Source organism: Rhizobium sp. CSW-27, assembly GCF_018760785.1.
Taxonomy (GTDB): domain Bacteria; phylum Pseudomonadota; class Alphaproteobacteria; order Rhizobiales; family Rhizobiaceae; genus Neorhizobium.
In genome coordinates this window covers 488,895-502,541 of the sequence record NZ_JAHHZO010000001.1, presented here as the reverse complement: position 1 = coordinate 502,541, position 13,647 = coordinate 488,895, and the positions used below count along the sequence as shown (strand labels likewise).

Genomic DNA, 13,647 nt, shown 5'->3' with positions numbered 1-13,647 from the left:
TGGCCCGGTCGTCAGGCCCGGTTTCGGGGATTGATGCCTGACCTACACGAGGACGGCGCCGAGAACAATCAGGCCGCGTCGGCGTCCTGAACCGGGAAGAGGGCGAGAAAGCGGCGCTCGCCCTCACGGGTGAAGCGGATGGCGCGGCTGTCCGGCTCGCGCCTGGCAAGGCCCTCGGCCATGATATGGTCGAACAGCGCCTTGCCCAGCGTGCCGCCCAGATGCGAGCGGCGCTCGCTCCAGTCGAGGCAGGCCCGGCAGAGCGGGCGGCGTGGCGTCTTCAGTGCCTCCGCATCGATCCCCATCTCGCAGAAGAAGCGGTGGCCGCTGCCGGTCAGTGCCAGCGCCTCGCCTTCCTCCAGGATGGCGCCGCGCTCGATCAGGCTGTCCAGCATGCGCACACCGAAATCGCCGGCCAGATGATCGTAGCAGATGCGGGCGCGGCGCAGCGCCGGGTCCCGTGGACCGGGGCGATGGCGCAGATGGCCGCGCGTGGCCGCAAGACCGGCAAGATCCTCCAGCAGGCCGGCGACAGCGCTGTCGGCCAGCGCGAAATAGCGGTGGCGTCCCTGCTTGCGCTGGGTCAGCAGACCGCCATCCTCCAGCTTGGAAAGATGCGCGCTGGCGGTCGCCAGCGTCACGCCGGCGGCTCCCGCCAGTTCGGTCGCGGTCAGCGCCTGGCCACCCATCAGCGCCATCAGCATGTTGGCGCGGGCGGGATCGCCGATCAGTGTTGCGATACGGGCAATGTCAGGTCCTTCTTTCATGCTTCGATGGTAACCGAAGCATCCCTGTTGGGCAATGGGGCATTGTCTGGCTCCCGACACAAGGAGAAAGCCCGATGATCACCTGTTTCATCCGCTACGAGATCGATCCGTTCAAGTGCGATCGCTTCGCCGACTATGCGCGCGCCTGGGGCCAGGCCATCCCGCGCTGCGGTGCCGATCTGATCGGCTATTTCGCCCCGCACGAGGGATCGGCGACCACTGCCTACGGCGTCTATTCCATCGAAAGCCTCGCCGCCTACGAGGCTTATCGCGCGCGCCTCGCCGAGGACCCGCTCGGCCGGGAAAACTATGCCTTCGCCAGCCGCGAGCGCTTCATCCTGAAGGAGGATCGCCTGTTCCTGCGCAAGGTCTCGCTGCCGCATGGCCCGAGGATGCCCGCATGATCGCCGTCATCTTCGAAGTGGTGCCCTATATGGGCGAGCGCCATCGCTATCTCGATCTCGCCGGCGGACTCCGCCAGGACCTCGAAACCATCGACGGCTTCATCTCCATCGAACGCTTCGAAAGTCTCTCGATGCGCGGCAAGCTCCTGTCGCTGTCCTTCTGGCGCGACGAGGCGGCGGTGAAGGTGTGGCGCACCCGGGAAGCGCACCGCGCCGCGCAACGGGCCGGACGCCGCGAGATCTTTGCCGACTATCGCCTGCGCATCGGCCATGTGCTGCGCGATTACGGCATGTTCGAACGGGCGGAGGCGCCGGTGGATGCTGAAGTGGGACCAGTATCTCCCTCATCGCCTTCAAGTGCCGCCTGAATGGCGGCGATGGCGACGCCAAGTTTCGGCAACTCATCCACGATCACGCCCCAGAGGATGGCATCGGATAGCCCATAGTATTCGTGTCTCAGAATATTGCCGATGCCCCGGATCTTCGGCCATGGAATTTCGGGGCGAAGGTTCTGGATGTCCTCGGGGATCCGCCGGCTCGCTTCGGATATGATCTCGATCGCACGCTCGCTTGCCAGTTTCAGGAACGCGTCGGCTTGGTAATCGGCAAGTGTTTTGCCGGCGACGGCCGACTCGATCGCACTGATCGCCAGGTGAATATCGTAGAGGAAATGGCGAATGTCTCGCGCCATCAGAAAACCCGCTCAGCGGAGGCAATGATCCGGTCTCGCAGGATGGGATGCAGGCTGTCGCGCGTCGTCACATCGACGGGGATCGACAGATCTTCCTCCAGAAAAAGCTTGATCCCGACGAGATCTAATGCGTTGAAGCGCGAGCGGGGGTCATAATCGATGAACAGGTCGAGGTCGCTTGTTTCCTTGGCCTCGTCGCGCGCGACCGAGCCGAACAGGTAGAGCGCGGTCGCGCCGAGTGCCCGGATGGCATCGGCCCGCGCGGTCAACTGTCGGATGGCCTCGTCCTTTTTCATGGCACCACCATAGCGCGGATCGGGCGGCGAGACCATCCTTGCCACAATTTTCACAATTCGCGGTGCCGCCTTCAGTCTTTGGTAACCAAACTGGGTAACCATAACAGTCTGTAAACGTATTCCGAGTCAGCGTTCAGCGAGTATCAGATGGCATCCGTTCTTCCGCTTGCGGCCTTGAGGGCCGAACCGCGTCCCGATTCCTGGCTCAACAGCATCATCAAGGGCGATTGCGTCGCTGCGCTGGAGGCACTGCCGGACCAGTCGGTCGATGTCATCTTCGCCGATCCCCCCTACAATCTGCAGCTTGGCGGCATGCTGCACCGGCCGGACCAGTCGCTGGTCGATGCCGTCGATGACGAATGGGACCAGTTCGAGAGCTTTCAGGCCTATGACGCCTTTACCCGCGCCTGGCTGCTGGCCTGCCGGCGCGTGCTGAAGCCGAACGGCACCATCTGGGTGATCGGCTCCTATCACAACATCTTCCGCGTCGGCTCCATGCTGCAGGACCTGCGGTTCTGGCTGCTGAACGATATTGTCTGGCGCAAGACCAATCCGATGCCGAACTTCAAGGGCCGCCGCTTCCAGAACGCGCATGAGACGCTGATCTGGGCGAGCCGCGACCCGAAGGCGAAATCCTACACCTTCAACTACGATGCGCTGAAGGCCTCCAACGATGACGTGCAGATGCGCTCCGACTGGCTGTTCCCGATCTGCAGCGGCCATGAGCGGCTGAAGGATGATGACGGCAAGAAAATCCATCCGACGCAGAAGCCCGAAGCGCTGCTCGCCCGCATCATCATGGCCTCCACCAAGCCGGGCGACGTGATCCTCGATCCCTTCTTCGGCTCCGGCACCACCGGGGCGGTTGCAAAGCGGCTCGGCCGCAATTTCGTCGGTATCGAGCGCGAGCAGGATTACATCGATGCGGCCTCGGCCCGCATTGCCGCCGTCGAACCGCTGGGCAAGGTGGAACTCACCGTACTCTCCGGCAAGAAGGCCGAACCGCGGGTCGCCTTCAACACGCTGGTGGAAAGCGGCATGGTCAAGCCCGGTCAGGTGCTGACGGATGCCAGGCGCCGCGTCAGCGCGATCGTGCGCGCCGACGGCACGCTGGTCTCCGGCGGCGAGGCGGGATCGATCCACCGCGTCGGGGCAAAGGTGCAGGGTTTTGACACCTGCAATGGCTGGACCTTCTGGCACTACGAGGAAGAGGGTGCATTGAAGCCCATCGATGCGCTGCGCGCGATCGTGCGCCGGGACATGGCTGCTCTCGACTGAACGCATGGCAGGAGAGGCCATCGATCATGCTTTTGCCTGATTCGACGCCTTCTCTGGGATGGATGCTCATTGCACGGAGACATTCGATCCACCGCCCCCGTCAATGAGGCCTCTCACCGGTTCCAGTCCCGGAAGAGGCAGCGACGCCCGGGTCCGCAAGGATCCGGGCGTCGTGTTTTATGGGCACCAGACCTTCAGTCGGTCGCGCCGATACGGATCGGTGATTGCGGACAATGTCCGCACGGCGGGCAGGCCGGCCCATCGCATCGATGAATTCGCAACTTGTTGCAACTTTTGGTTTCGGCTCTTCCCGTGCTATCGTCGCCCCGTCGGGAGCGAAGCAGCAGGCGCCGTGCCAGCCGGCGTCGACCGGTGAGGATGAGCCGCACCGGCCGAGGCAGAGGCTCTGCTCCCGAACAGGAGTGATGGCATGTGGTGGATACCATTCAGCATCACGCTCACGATACGGAAAACCCGCACGAGCTGGCGAGCTGACGTGCGGGTCACATTCCATATCTAAGCGAAACGAGATCAGGAGTTACCGCTCCTGATCTCACTCCTGAAATATACCACATCCTCGCTGGCTTTCAACGCGGCGGGATGTCTCCCTCGACCCGGATCGTATAGTCACGCGGAATGCCGGCGGTGACCTGAAACCAATCGGAGGATTTGGTGCGGGCCTGATGGGCGTCGAAGGCGGCCTGGTCGGTGAAGATCTCCGAAACGAGGAGGCGACCTTCCACCGTGCCGCAGGCCGTCACCTCGAACTTCAGGCAGCCGGGTTCGGCTCGCGTCAGCGCGATGTGAACGGGAAGGGCCGCATCCACCGCCGCCCGCCGATCGGCGGGCACGTCGATATGGCCATCGAGATAGACCTTCCTGTCGTTCATGCCTGTATCTTTCCCGGTCAGACGGTGATGTCGAAGGAGGCGAGATCGGCGCGCAGTCGCTGCGCATCGATGAACTGAACCGCCTGCCAGCCGGCGGCCTTTGCGCCTTCCACATTGGCGGCAGAATCGTCGATGAAGATGGTCCGGGCCGGATCGAGGTCGAAATTCTTCGCATGCAGGCGGTAGATCTCCACATCCGGCTTGATGAGGAAGATCTCGCCGGACACGGTCACGCCGCGCGGCCGGTTGAGGAAGGGGAAAATTTCGCGCGCATGGCGGAAGGTATCGGCGGCGAAATTGGTCAGCATGGTGACGTCGCGACCCGCATCGATCAGGCCCTCCATGATGGCGACGCTGTCGTCATAGGCGTGCGGCACCATCTCGTGCCAGTGCTTGCGGAAGGCGCGGATCTGCTCCTCGCGCTCGGGATATCTTGCGATCAGTTCCGCCTCGGCGACCGGCCATTCGCGCCCGCGATCCTGTTCCAGGTTCCAGTCATGGGTGCAGACATTCTCGAAGAACCAGCGCCGCTCCTCGGCATCCGGAATGATCCGGCTGAAGGGAATGTTCGGATCGTAATGGATCAGCACCTTGCCGATGTCGAAGACGATATGGTCGATGGTCATGAAAACTCCTGATGAAGGGATGTGCCGGAATTTCGGATGATGCTCGCGATGATGTCAGCCGAGTGCATAGTCGAGATGAAGATCGTCAGGCTCCTCATCGAAAAGAACAGGGTCCGGCGTTTCAAGCAGCCGACATCCGCGATGAAGATAGAAATCGACGGTGTTTTGCGTCGGCGTGGCGGAGATGTAAAGGCGCCGGGCGCCCCTGTTGCGCGCCTCCCGTGTGGCCGCCTCAAACAGTGCCTTGCCCAGGCCCATCTGGCGCAGGGCCTTGTCGACGTAGAAGAACTTGAGTTGCAGGAATTGCGAGGCCTCGCCGAACAGGCAATGGCCGAGGATCGCGATCCCGACCAGCCGCGAGCCGTCGAACAGACCGCAGAACCAGTCACCCCGGTCATGGCCGGCTTCGAAAACGGGCGTCTTTTCCGCGGGCAGGTCGCCGGGCCAGCCGCGCACGTCGTGAGGATCGGCCGTCAGAACAAGCACGCCATCTTTCAGGCGATAGGTTGCCTCGATGATTTCCGAGCGATCGATGGTCCAGATGGACCGGATCTCGTGTCGTGCCAGTTCCCTCATCCCGACCATGAACCGTCCCTCAGGCGAACGCGCGTGGAATGGCCAGAGTGATCGCCTTTTTCATCACGGTCGGCAAGGCTTGAGTCTCCAGCCGCTCCACCGGCTCCCACCAGCCTTCGGCCTCCCGTCTCTGCGCGGTCCTGGCGCGAAACACCGTCAGCCGCAGCTCGAAATGGGTGAAGACGTGCGTCACTACGCCGGCAGGCTGCCAGTCGGCCGGGAAGGGCGCGCAATCGGTCGTCGTGCCGCCATCCTGCCGCGCCGTCCAGTCGGTGGTCGGCACTTCCGTCATGCCGCCGAGCAGGCCGGAGGTGGGGCGCCGGCGGAGCAGCACCGCGCCGTCTGTGGAAACCGCCACGAAGGCCGCCCCCTGCCGCACCGGCTTTTCCTTCTTTGCCGCCTTGACCGGAAAACGTTCGGGATCGTCGCTGCCAAGCGCCAGGCAGTTGTCGCGGAAGGGACAGAGAACGCAGCTCGGCCGCTTCGGGGTGCAGATGGTCGCGCCGAGATCCATCATTGCCTGGGCAAAGTCGCCCGGCCTCTGGAGAGGCGTCAGCGCCCTGACGCGGGCCTTCATCAGGGGCTTGGCGCCCGGCAGCGGCGCGTCGATGGCATAAAGCCGTGAGATCACACGCTCCACATTGCCGTCCATCACGGCGGCCGGTCGGTCGAAGGCGATGGCGGCCACGGCGGCGGCCGTGTAGTCGCCGATGCCCGGCAGGCTGCGCAAGCCCTCTTCCGTATCGGGAAAGACGCCGCCATGCAGGCTGGCCACCGCTTCGGCGCATTTCTTGAGGTTTCTCGCCCGCGCATAGTAGCCAAGCCCCGCCCAGGCTGCCATCACGTCCTCCACCGGTGCCATTGCCAGATCGGTCACACTTGGCCATGTTTCCAGAAACTTTCGGAAATAAGGCTTGACCGCCTGCACGGTTGTCTGCTGGAGCATCACTTCCGACAGCCAGACATGATAGGGATTGGCTTCGTGTCCCTCCCGCCGCGCCGGCGGTGTCACGCGCCAGGGCAGGTCCCGGTGATGGCGGTCGTACCAGTGGAGAAGCTGGTCGGCGAGGCGGGTTTCGAACGGGTCCGACATGGAGCGCATGGGGCCTTGTCTTGATGAACGGTCGAGCGATCGGCCGGAGTGATAGAATGCGGTGACGTTGAAGCCAATGGCGAAACAGATGGAATTGCCGGTCTTCCTGATCAATATCGAACGGGCGGCGGCGCGACGTCGGCTGATCGAGACGCAGGCGGCAGAGCTTGGCATCGTGCTGGAGCGGGTCGCGGGCGTCGATGGAAGCCTTGTGCCGCAGGACCGCTGGAGCGATGCGGATGTGGACCTGTTCCGCCGCCGCAACGGCCGTCCGATGATGGCCGGCGAATACGGCTGCTATCAGAGCCACCTGAATGCCTTCCGCCATCTGGCCGACAGCGGCCGCCCGGCTGCCCTCGTCATCGAGGACGACGTGGCGCTGAGCGCCGACCTGATGCAGCGGGCGCTGTCCATTCTGGAGGTCGTGCCGGATGATTGCGTCGTCAAGCTCGTCAATCACCGCACCGTCGCCTTCCGGCCGCTGTTCACCAGCGCGCGCGGCGACCGGATCGGCTATTCGCGTTTCGGGCCGCAGGGCTCGTCCGCCTGCTATCTGCTGACCGCCAGGGCCGCCGCCCGGCTTGCGACCGGCATGCGGCCACAGTCGCTGCCGCTCGACAGCGCGCTGGAACGCTCATGGGCTCACGGTGTGCCGGTCTATACGAGCGAGCGCAACCTCATCGATTTCGGCGCGCTGCGCAACGAGACGCTGATTGCCAGCCAGGCGGATTATCGCGGGCTGAAACTGCGCGGCTGGAAGAAGATGCCGACTCACCTGTTCCGCGTCGGCGAGGCGCTGCGGCGCGCCGCCTATACGCTGTTGTAGCCCCGGTTCCGGGCACGAAAGGCGCATGATGACGGTCAAGCGATTGCTGTTGGTTCGCAGGCGGATCGATCCGCTCCTTCTCGGTTTTGCCGGCATTGCCTTCCCGCTCTATCTGCCGGCTCCCGTCGCCATTGCCGTGATCTTCGGCGTCTGCGGCCTCTATGTCGCCTTTTCCGGCCGGCGCCGGTTGCGTCGCCAGATTGTCTCGGCGGCGGGCGTCGTCATGCTCTATGCCCTGTTTTCCATGGCGATGATGGCCTGGCGTGGCGAGTTCGATCAGGACAACCGCCAGCTGGGCTTCATGGGCCTGCTGCTCGGCCTGTCCTTCATCGCCCCGGGGCTTTGCCTCGTTCGCCGGCCGCTGCGCTGCCTGGTGCTCGGTGCCCGCATCGGCAGCATTGCCGGTTTCGCTGCCGCCATCGCCATCGCGCTGATCTTTGCGCAGCAGCCGGATCGCTATGATGGCGGCGGCAATGCCGCCATCATGGGCTTTCTCGTGCTGTTCGGCGCGCTCGTGGCGATGATCGACCTGCATCAGCCGCCCCGCCTGCTGCCAAACGGCTTGCATTATCTGGTGATTGCCAGCTTTCCGATCTTTCTCACCGAGACGCGGGCGGTGCTGGTGCTCGTGCCGCTGGTACTCGTGGCGGAATTCATCTGTCGCAGCCGGCACTGGTCGCCACGGCTCAGCATGCTCGCCACCGTCGCGCTGGTGGCCGGCGGCATCGGGCTGGTGCTGGTGCCGCCGGTGCGGGACGTGCTGGTCGACCGTTTTGTCAGCGTCTACGATTATTACGTGGCGGGCGTCGGCCATCATGACATGATGTCGGGCGATATCCGCCTCACCATGTGGAGCTCCGCGCTGGTGGTGATCGGCGATCATCCCTTCACCGGTGTCGGCATGATGCGCATGTTCGACATGCTGAAGGCGGTGGCCGGCGACAATGCGCCGATGATCGACGGCTTCAAGCACGTGCACAATTTCATCCTGCAGGAACTGCTGGCCAACGGCGTGTTCGGTCTGGTCCTGCTCGCGGCCATTCCGGCCGCCATCCTGACGACGGTGGTCCGCAAGGCGCCGGATGTGGCGCTTGTGCGCCATGTCGTCTATGTCTATGGCTGCCTTGCCGCGTTTGGTCTGCTGCACGATCCGTTCTATCATGAACTGTGCCTGTCCACGAGCATGCTGTTCCTCGGCGCATGCCTGGCCCAGTTCCGTCGCTGGGACATGCTGACGCCGGCTGCCGCCAAACGAGTGTGATTGATGAGCAAACGCCCCATTCCCCTGCAGATCGCCGAGATTGCCAATGGCATCATGGATCCGGTGCTGGCACGCCGTGCCGGCATTTCCACGGCTCTGCTCGGCTCCTGGGACGAGATCGCCGGCGAGGATTTCGCCGAATGCACCCGGCCGGAAAAGATCGCCTGGCCGCGCCGCGATGGTGGCGACGAGGCAGGCTACCAGCCCGGTGTGCTGACGATTGCCTGCGAGGGTGCGCGCGCGCTGTTCCTGTCGCATGCGCAGGGCGAACTGATCGAGCGCATCAACGGCTTCTTCGGCTTTCCGGCCATCCGCCAGGTGCGCATCGTGCAGAAGCCGGTTGCCGTGCAGCCGCGTCACCGCCCGGCGCCGCAGCCGCTGCGCGGCGATGCCGCCCGCCGTCTCGACGAGATGATGGAAGGCATCGAGAACGATGCGCTGAAGCGGGCCGTCCAGCGGCTGGGAACGGCGGTGCTGCAGCCGAAGCGTGGCCGGCGCTGATGCCGGGCATCCGCCGTATTGCGCGAGACACACCCCTTGATGCACGGCAAGCCTGTCACAATTGTTTGAGAAATGTGCGCTTCCTTGCGCTTGTCGTCGCACGAATGGCGGGCTACGGAACTTGCAGGGACTTCCGTGCTCCACTGAACAATAGGTGTTGATACATGCCGATCCGCTCTTTCGCCCTTTCCAGACGCCATCTGCTCGGCGGTGTCGCCGCATCCGCCGCCGGCCTGTCGGTCGCCGGCCTTGCCAGTGAGGCGCTTGCGGTAGACATGCCGGAATCCTCCGGCAAGGTCGACATGGCAAAGGTGCTGCAGCCCGGCCCGCTGCCGGAAATGGCGCTCGGCGACGAAAAGGCGCCGGTCACCATCGTCGAATACATGTCGATGACCTGCCCGCACTGCGCGCATTTCCATGCCACCACCTTCGAGCCGATCAAGGAAAAATACGTCGATACCGGCAAGGTGCGTTTCATCCTGCGCGAATTCCCCTTCGATCCGGTCGCCACCGCCGCCTTCATGCTGGCCCGCTGCAATCCGGCGAAGCCGGCGGAGCTTTCCGCGCCGGCCGAGTATTTCGCCATGGTCTCCATGCTGTTCAAGCAGCAGCGTGCCTGGGCGGCCCCGGCCGACGGCAATGTGCGCGCCGCCCTGCTGCAGAACGCCAAGCTGGCCGGTTTTACACAGGAGAGCTTCACCGCCTGCTTGACGAACCAGAAGCTTCTCGATGATGTGAACGCCACGATGAAGCGCGGCGCGGACGAATTCGGCGTGAATTCGACGCCCACCTTCCTGATCAACGGCAACCGCTATTCCGGAGACATGTCGGTTGAAGCCATGTCTGCACTCATCGACAGCTTCCTCTGAGCCGGCCGTTTCCTTCGTTCCGGGCGCAGGCGGCACAGCCGCGCCCGGTTCCTTTCCGGCTGACCTTTGCCGTTCGGCACCGCGCGTGACGGCGGGGACAGGCCGATGAGGTTCAACAAGCTCCGGCTCGTCGGCTTCAAGTCCTTCGTGGAACCCACCGAATTCATCATCGAGCCGGGCCTGACGGGTGTGGTCGGACCGAACGGCTGCGGCAAGTCGAACCTTGTCGAGGCGCTGCGCTGGGTGATGGGGGAAAATTCCTACAAGAACATGCGCGCGTCCGGCATGGACGACGTGATCTTTTCCGGCTCCGGCAACCGTCCGGCCCGCAATTCTGCGGAAGTGGCGCTGTTCCTCGACAATGCCGACCGCACCGCGCCCGCCGCCTTCAACGACAGCGACGAAATCCAGGTGTCGCGCCGCATCGAGCGCGAGCAGGGCTCCGTCTACCGCATCAACGGCAAGGAAGCGCGCGCCAAGGATGTGCAGCTTTTGTTTGCCGATGCCTCCACCGGCGCCCGCTCGCCCTCCATGGTGGGGCAGGGGCGCATCGGCGAGCTGATCCAGGCCAAGCCCCAGGCGCGCCGCCAGCTTCTGGAAGAGGCGGCCGGCATTTCCGGCCTGCATTCGAGACGCCACGAGGCGGAACTGCGCCTGCGCGCCGCCGAAACCAATCTGGAGCGGCTGGAGGACATTACCTCGCAGCTGGAAAGCCAGATCGAAAGTCTCAAGCGCCAGGCCCGCCAGGCCAACCGCTTCAAGATGCTGTCCGCCGATATCCGACAGCGCGAGGCGCTGCTGCTGCATATCCGCTGGGTGCAGGCGCGTGATGCCGAGAACGAGGCCGGCACGGCGCTGAACGCCATCACCTCGCTGGTGGCGGAAAAGGCGCAGGCGCAGATGGAGGCCGCCAAGGCCCAGGCGATCGCCAGCCTGAAGCTGCCGGAACTGCGCGAGGCGGAAGCCCGTGCCGCCGCAACCCTGCAGCGCCTGCAGATCGCCCGCGGCCAGCTGGAGGAGGAGGCCGGACGGCTGTTGCGCCGCCGCGACGATCTCACCCGCCGTCTTGCCCAGCTGGCGGAGGATATCCGCCGCGAGGAACGGCTGATGGCCGACAATGCCGGTGTCATCGAGCGTCTCGATGCGGAAGAGGAAGAGCTGCAGGCGCTTCTCGATCAGTCCGGCGAGGAGGCGGAGGAGATCCGCCTGCTGTTCGAGGAGGCAAATGCACGGCTGGCCGAGAGCGAGCGCCTGTTTGCCGCCGTGACCGCCGAACGCGCCGGGGCCGCTGCCGGCCGCGCCCAGCTGGAACGCAGCATCCGCGAGATTGCCGACCGCCGCCAGCGCCTCGACCGCCAGCTGTCCGACAGCCGCTCCGAAGCCGGGGCGCTTGAGGAGAAGCTCGCCGGCCTGCCGGACCCGGACGAACGCCGCGAGACGGTGGAGGCCGCCGAATCGGCACTGGAGGAGGCAAGCCTTGCCATCGAGACCGTTGAGGCCGACCTTGGCCGTGCCCGCCAGTCGGAAATCGAGGCCCGTCGCCCGGTCGAGGCGGCCCGCGCCAGTCTGAACGCGCTGCAGGCCGAGGCCCGTACCATTGGAAAGATGCTGGCGGCCGGGGCGGCCAGCGGCAGTTTTTCGCCCGTTGCCGAACTGGTGCGCGTCGATCGCGGCTATGAGACGGCGCTGGGTGCGGCCCTGGGCGATGATCTCGACAGCCCGCTCGATGCGGCGGCGCCTGCCCACTGGGCCGGCAATGGGGATGGTGGCGCCGACCCGGCACTGCCGGAGGGCGCCGTGCCGCTGATCACCCATGTCACCGCGCCGCCGCAGCTTGCCCGGCGTCTGAGGCAGATCGGCGTGATCGATGCCGCCGATGCAGGTCGCCTGATGGCGGCGCTGAAGCCCGGCCAGCGGCTGGTGACGCGCGACGGTGCCGTCTATCGCTGGGACGGTCACGTCACCGGTTCCGAAGCGCCGAGCGCGGCCGCCCTGCGGCTTGCCCAGAAGAACCGGCTCTGCGAGCTCGAAGCGGAGGTCGAGGAGGCGGAAATCGTCGTCTCCGAAGCGGAAACGCTGCTGCAGCAGGCGGGCGAGGCCATCCGCGCCGAGGAGGCCCGGCTTGCCGACGCGCGCGAGCGCAGCCGGCTTGCCAGCCGCAGTCTCTCGGAAGCGCGCGAGGCGCTGGTCCAGGCCGAACGCGCCGCCGGCGACCTGATGCGCCGCCGCGATGTGCTGATGAGCGCCGCCGAGCAGCTGCTGACCCAGCTGGAGGATCTCGCCGCGCAGGAGGAGGGGGTAAGGGCGGAACTTGACGAGGCGCCGGATCTTGCCGATCTCGAACGGCGGCTTGGCGAACAGCAGCTCTGCGTCGCGCAGGATCGCGCGGCGGCGGCGGAAGCACGCGCCCGCTTCGAAGGGCTGTCGCGCGAAACCGAATCCCGCCGGCGCCGGCTGTCGGCCATCGCGCAGGAACGGCAGGGCTGGCAGAGCCGTGCCGCCAGCGCCGCCCACCAGATCGAGACGCTGCGCGAACGCGAGGACGAGGCGCGCGAGGAGGTGGCGGAACTGGATCTGGCACCGGAGGAATTCGACGACAAGCGTCGCGCGCTGATGAACGAACTGCAGAAGGCGGAAGAGGCAAGGCGCGCCTCCGGCGATCTGCTGGCCGAGGCCGAGACCCGCCAGCGCGAGGCCGATCGTCTCGCCGCCACCGCGCTTGCCGAACTGGCCGATGTGCGCGAGAAGCGCGGCCGTGCCGAGGAACGTCTCGTCTCCGCCGCCGAGCGTCGCCATGATGCGGAAAACGCCATCCGTCAGGCGCTGCCGGTCGAGCCGCACGAGGCCTTCCGGCTGGCGGGCGTCGCTCCGGATGCGAAACTCCCCGATACGGCCGGTGTGGAGCGCGAGGTGGACCGGCTGAAGATGGAGCGCGAACGGCTCGGCGCCGTCAATCTGCGCGCGGATGAGGAGCAGAAGGAACTGTCCGAAAAGCTCGCCGCCCTCATCAAGGAACGCGACGACATCATCGATGCGATCAAGAAGCTGCGCGCCGCCATCCAGAGCCTCAACCGCGAGGGACGCGAGCGCCTGATCGCCGCCTTCGATGTGGTGAATGCCCAGTTCCAGCGGCTGTTTACCCATCTGTTCAACGGTGGCACCGCCGAACTGCAGCTGATCGAAAGCGACGATCCGCTGGAGGCGGGGCTTGAAATCCTCGCCCGGCCGCCCGGCAAGAAGCCGCAGACCATGACGCTTCTTTCCGGCGGCGAGCAGGCGCTGACGGCGATGGCGCTGATCTTTGCGGTGTTTCTCACCAATCCGGCGCCGATCTGCGTGCTGGACGAAGTGGACGCGCCGCTCGACGACCACAATGTCGAACGTTACTGCAACCTGATGGACGAAATGGCCGCTTCCACCGAGACCCGTTTCGTCATCATCACCCACAACCCGATCACCATGGCCCGGATGAACCGCCTGTTCGGCGTCACCATGGCGGAACAGGGCGTCAGTCAGCTGGTCTCGGTTGACCTGCAGACAGCCGAACTGCTGCGCGAGGCAAGCTGACG

General features: G+C 65.2%; 15 protein-coding genes. 8 read left to right on the top strand and 7 right to left on the bottom strand.

Annotated elements, in window-relative coordinates:
* Positions 1-68 precede the first annotated feature (68 nt).
* The gene (locus KLP42_RS02585; RefSeq protein WP_215564527.1) at positions 69-767 is read right to left on the bottom strand and encodes an ArsR/SmtB family transcription factor; all 699 of its coding nucleotides are present in this window, start codon (positions 765-767) and stop codon (positions 69-71) included.
* Positions 768-841: 74 nt separating this feature from the next.
* Here KLP42_RS02585 and KLP42_RS02580 point away from each other — a divergent pair, with 74 nt between their 5' ends.
* Together KLP42_RS02580 and KLP42_RS02575 are read left to right on the top strand one after the other, a co-directional pair.
* Positions 842-1,171, top strand: coding sequence for an NIPSNAP family protein (locus tag KLP42_RS02580; protein WP_215564526.1), 330 nt, complete (start codon positions 842-844; stop codon positions 1,169-1,171).
* Complete coding sequence (locus KLP42_RS02575) at positions 1,168-1,539, top strand: antibiotic biosynthesis monooxygenase family protein (RefSeq protein ID WP_215564525.1); 372 nt, start codon at positions 1,168-1,170, stop codon at positions 1,537-1,539. The genes KLP42_RS02580 and KLP42_RS02575 overlap by 4 nt, the downstream gene beginning before the upstream one ends.
* On the opposite strand, the gene KLP42_RS02570 is transcribed toward KLP42_RS02575, so the two are convergent.
* Entirely contained in the window at positions 1,455-1,862 is a 408-nt protein-coding gene (locus tag KLP42_RS02570; RefSeq protein WP_215564524.1) for a HepT-like ribonuclease domain-containing protein, read from the bottom strand. The genes KLP42_RS02575 and KLP42_RS02570 overlap by 85 nt on opposite strands.
* Positions 1,862-2,158, bottom strand: a complete 297-nt coding sequence (locus tag KLP42_RS02565) for a nucleotidyltransferase family protein (RefSeq protein ID WP_215564817.1) — start codon at positions 2,156-2,158, stop codon at positions 1,862-1,864. The genes KLP42_RS02570 and KLP42_RS02565 overlap by 1 nt, the downstream gene beginning before the upstream one ends.
* Before the next feature lie 147 nt (positions 2,159-2,305).
* On the opposite strand from KLP42_RS02565, the gene KLP42_RS02560 reads away from it, so the two are divergent.
* On the top strand, positions 2,306-3,436 hold the full coding sequence (locus KLP42_RS02560; protein ID WP_215564523.1) for a site-specific DNA-methyltransferase: 1,131 nt from the start codon (positions 2,306-2,308) through the stop codon (positions 3,434-3,436).
* Positions 3,437-4,023: 587 nt separating this feature from the next.
* Here the strand turns inward: KLP42_RS02560 and KLP42_RS02555 are convergent.
* From KLP42_RS02555 to mutY, 4 genes are read right to left on the bottom strand one after another with little or no spacing between them, the layout of a single operon-like run.
* Positions 4,024-4,326: a putative quinol monooxygenase gene (locus KLP42_RS02555; RefSeq protein WP_215564522.1), complete on the bottom strand. Its 303-nt coding sequence runs from the start codon at positions 4,324-4,326 to the stop codon at positions 4,024-4,026.
* 17 nt (positions 4,327-4,343) lie between these two features.
* On the bottom strand, positions 4,344-4,952 hold the full coding sequence (locus KLP42_RS02550; RefSeq protein WP_215564521.1) for an HAD family hydrolase: 609 nt from the start codon (positions 4,950-4,952) through the stop codon (positions 4,344-4,346).
* A 54-nt stretch (positions 4,953-5,006) separates the two neighbouring features.
* On the bottom strand, positions 5,007-5,537 hold the full coding sequence (locus KLP42_RS02545) for a GNAT family N-acetyltransferase (RefSeq protein WP_215564520.1): 531 nt from the start codon (positions 5,535-5,537) through the stop codon (positions 5,007-5,009).
* Between the two features lie 10 nt (positions 5,538-5,547).
* Complete coding sequence (gene mutY / locus KLP42_RS02540) at positions 5,548-6,630, bottom strand: A/G-specific adenine glycosylase (RefSeq protein ID WP_502941255.1); 1,083 nt, start codon at positions 6,628-6,630, stop codon at positions 5,548-5,550.
* Positions 6,631-6,697: 67 nt separating this feature from the next.
* Between mutY and KLP42_RS02535 the strand changes: the two genes are divergently transcribed.
* From KLP42_RS02535 to KLP42_RS02515, 5 genes are all read left to right on the top strand, one after another.
* Positions 6,698-7,447 (top strand): glycosyltransferase family 25 protein, encoded by a 750-nt coding sequence (locus KLP42_RS02535; RefSeq protein WP_215564519.1) that lies wholly within the window; start codon positions 6,698-6,700, stop codon positions 7,445-7,447.
* A gap of 25 nt (positions 7,448-7,472) precedes the next feature.
* The gene (locus KLP42_RS02530) at positions 7,473-8,708 is read left to right on the top strand and encodes an O-antigen ligase family protein (RefSeq protein ID WP_215564518.1); all 1,236 of its coding nucleotides are present in this window, start codon (positions 7,473-7,475) and stop codon (positions 8,706-8,708) included.
* A gap of 3 nt (positions 8,709-8,711) precedes the next feature.
* A complete protein-coding gene (locus KLP42_RS02525) occupies positions 8,712-9,209 on the top strand; it encodes a DUF721 domain-containing protein (protein WP_215564515.1) in 498 nt (165 codons plus the stop codon).
* A 164-nt stretch (positions 9,210-9,373) separates the two neighbouring features.
* A complete protein-coding gene (locus tag KLP42_RS02520; protein ID WP_215564514.1) occupies positions 9,374-10,078 on the top strand; it encodes a DsbA family protein in 705 nt (234 codons plus the stop codon).
* 105 nt (positions 10,079-10,183) lie between these two features.
* Positions 10,184-13,645, top strand: a complete 3,462-nt coding sequence (locus KLP42_RS02515) for a chromosome segregation SMC family protein (protein ID WP_215564512.1) — start codon at positions 10,184-10,186, stop codon at positions 13,643-13,645.
* Positions 13,646-13,647 lie beyond the last annotated feature (2 nt).

What these genes read in the sequence shown, in the direction of transcription:
- KLP42_RS02565 (WP_215564817.1), bottom strand. Translation starts at nt 2,158, where the DNA reads ATGAAAAAGGACGAGGCCATCCGACAGTTGACCGCGCGGGCCGATGCC.
- mutY (WP_502941255.1), bottom strand. Translation starts at nt 6,630, where the DNA reads ATGCGCTCCATGTCGGACCCGTTCGAAACCCGCCTCGCCGACCAGCTT.
- KLP42_RS02545 (WP_215564520.1), bottom strand. Translation starts at nt 5,537, where the DNA reads ATGGTCGGGATGAGGGAACTGGCACGACACGAGATCCGGTCCATCTGG.
- KLP42_RS02530 (WP_215564518.1), top strand. Translation starts at nt 7,473, where the DNA reads ATGATGACGGTCAAGCGATTGCTGTTGGTTCGCAGGCGGATCGATCCG.
- KLP42_RS02525 (WP_215564515.1), top strand. Translation starts at nt 8,712, where the DNA reads ATGAGCAAACGCCCCATTCCCCTGCAGATCGCCGAGATTGCCAATGGC.
- KLP42_RS02560 (WP_215564523.1), top strand. Translation starts at nt 2,306, where the DNA reads ATGGCATCCGTTCTTCCGCTTGCGGCCTTGAGGGCCGAACCGCGTCCC.
- KLP42_RS02570 (WP_215564524.1), bottom strand. Translation starts at nt 1,862, where the DNA reads ATGGCGCGAGACATTCGCCATTTCCTCTACGATATTCACCTGGCGATC.
- KLP42_RS02515 (WP_215564512.1), top strand. Translation starts at nt 10,184, where the DNA reads ATGAGGTTCAACAAGCTCCGGCTCGTCGGCTTCAAGTCCTTCGTGGAA.
- KLP42_RS02575 (WP_215564525.1), top strand. Translation starts at nt 1,168, where the DNA reads ATGATCGCCGTCATCTTCGAAGTGGTGCCCTATATGGGCGAGCGCCAT.
- KLP42_RS02550 (WP_215564521.1), bottom strand. Translation starts at nt 4,952, where the DNA reads ATGACCATCGACCATATCGTCTTCGACATCGGCAAGGTGCTGATCCAT.
- KLP42_RS02580 (WP_215564526.1), top strand. Translation starts at nt 842, where the DNA reads ATGATCACCTGTTTCATCCGCTACGAGATCGATCCGTTCAAGTGCGAT.
- KLP42_RS02520 (WP_215564514.1), top strand. Translation starts at nt 9,374, where the DNA reads ATGCCGATCCGCTCTTTCGCCCTTTCCAGACGCCATCTGCTCGGCGGT.
- KLP42_RS02585 (WP_215564527.1), bottom strand. Translation starts at nt 767, where the DNA reads ATGAAAGAAGGACCTGACATTGCCCGTATCGCAACACTGATCGGCGAT.
- KLP42_RS02535 (WP_215564519.1), top strand. Translation starts at nt 6,698, where the DNA reads ATGGCGAAACAGATGGAATTGCCGGTCTTCCTGATCAATATCGAACGG.
- KLP42_RS02555 (WP_215564522.1), bottom strand. Translation starts at nt 4,326, where the DNA reads ATGAACGACAGGAAGGTCTATCTCGATGGCCATATCGACGTGCCCGCC.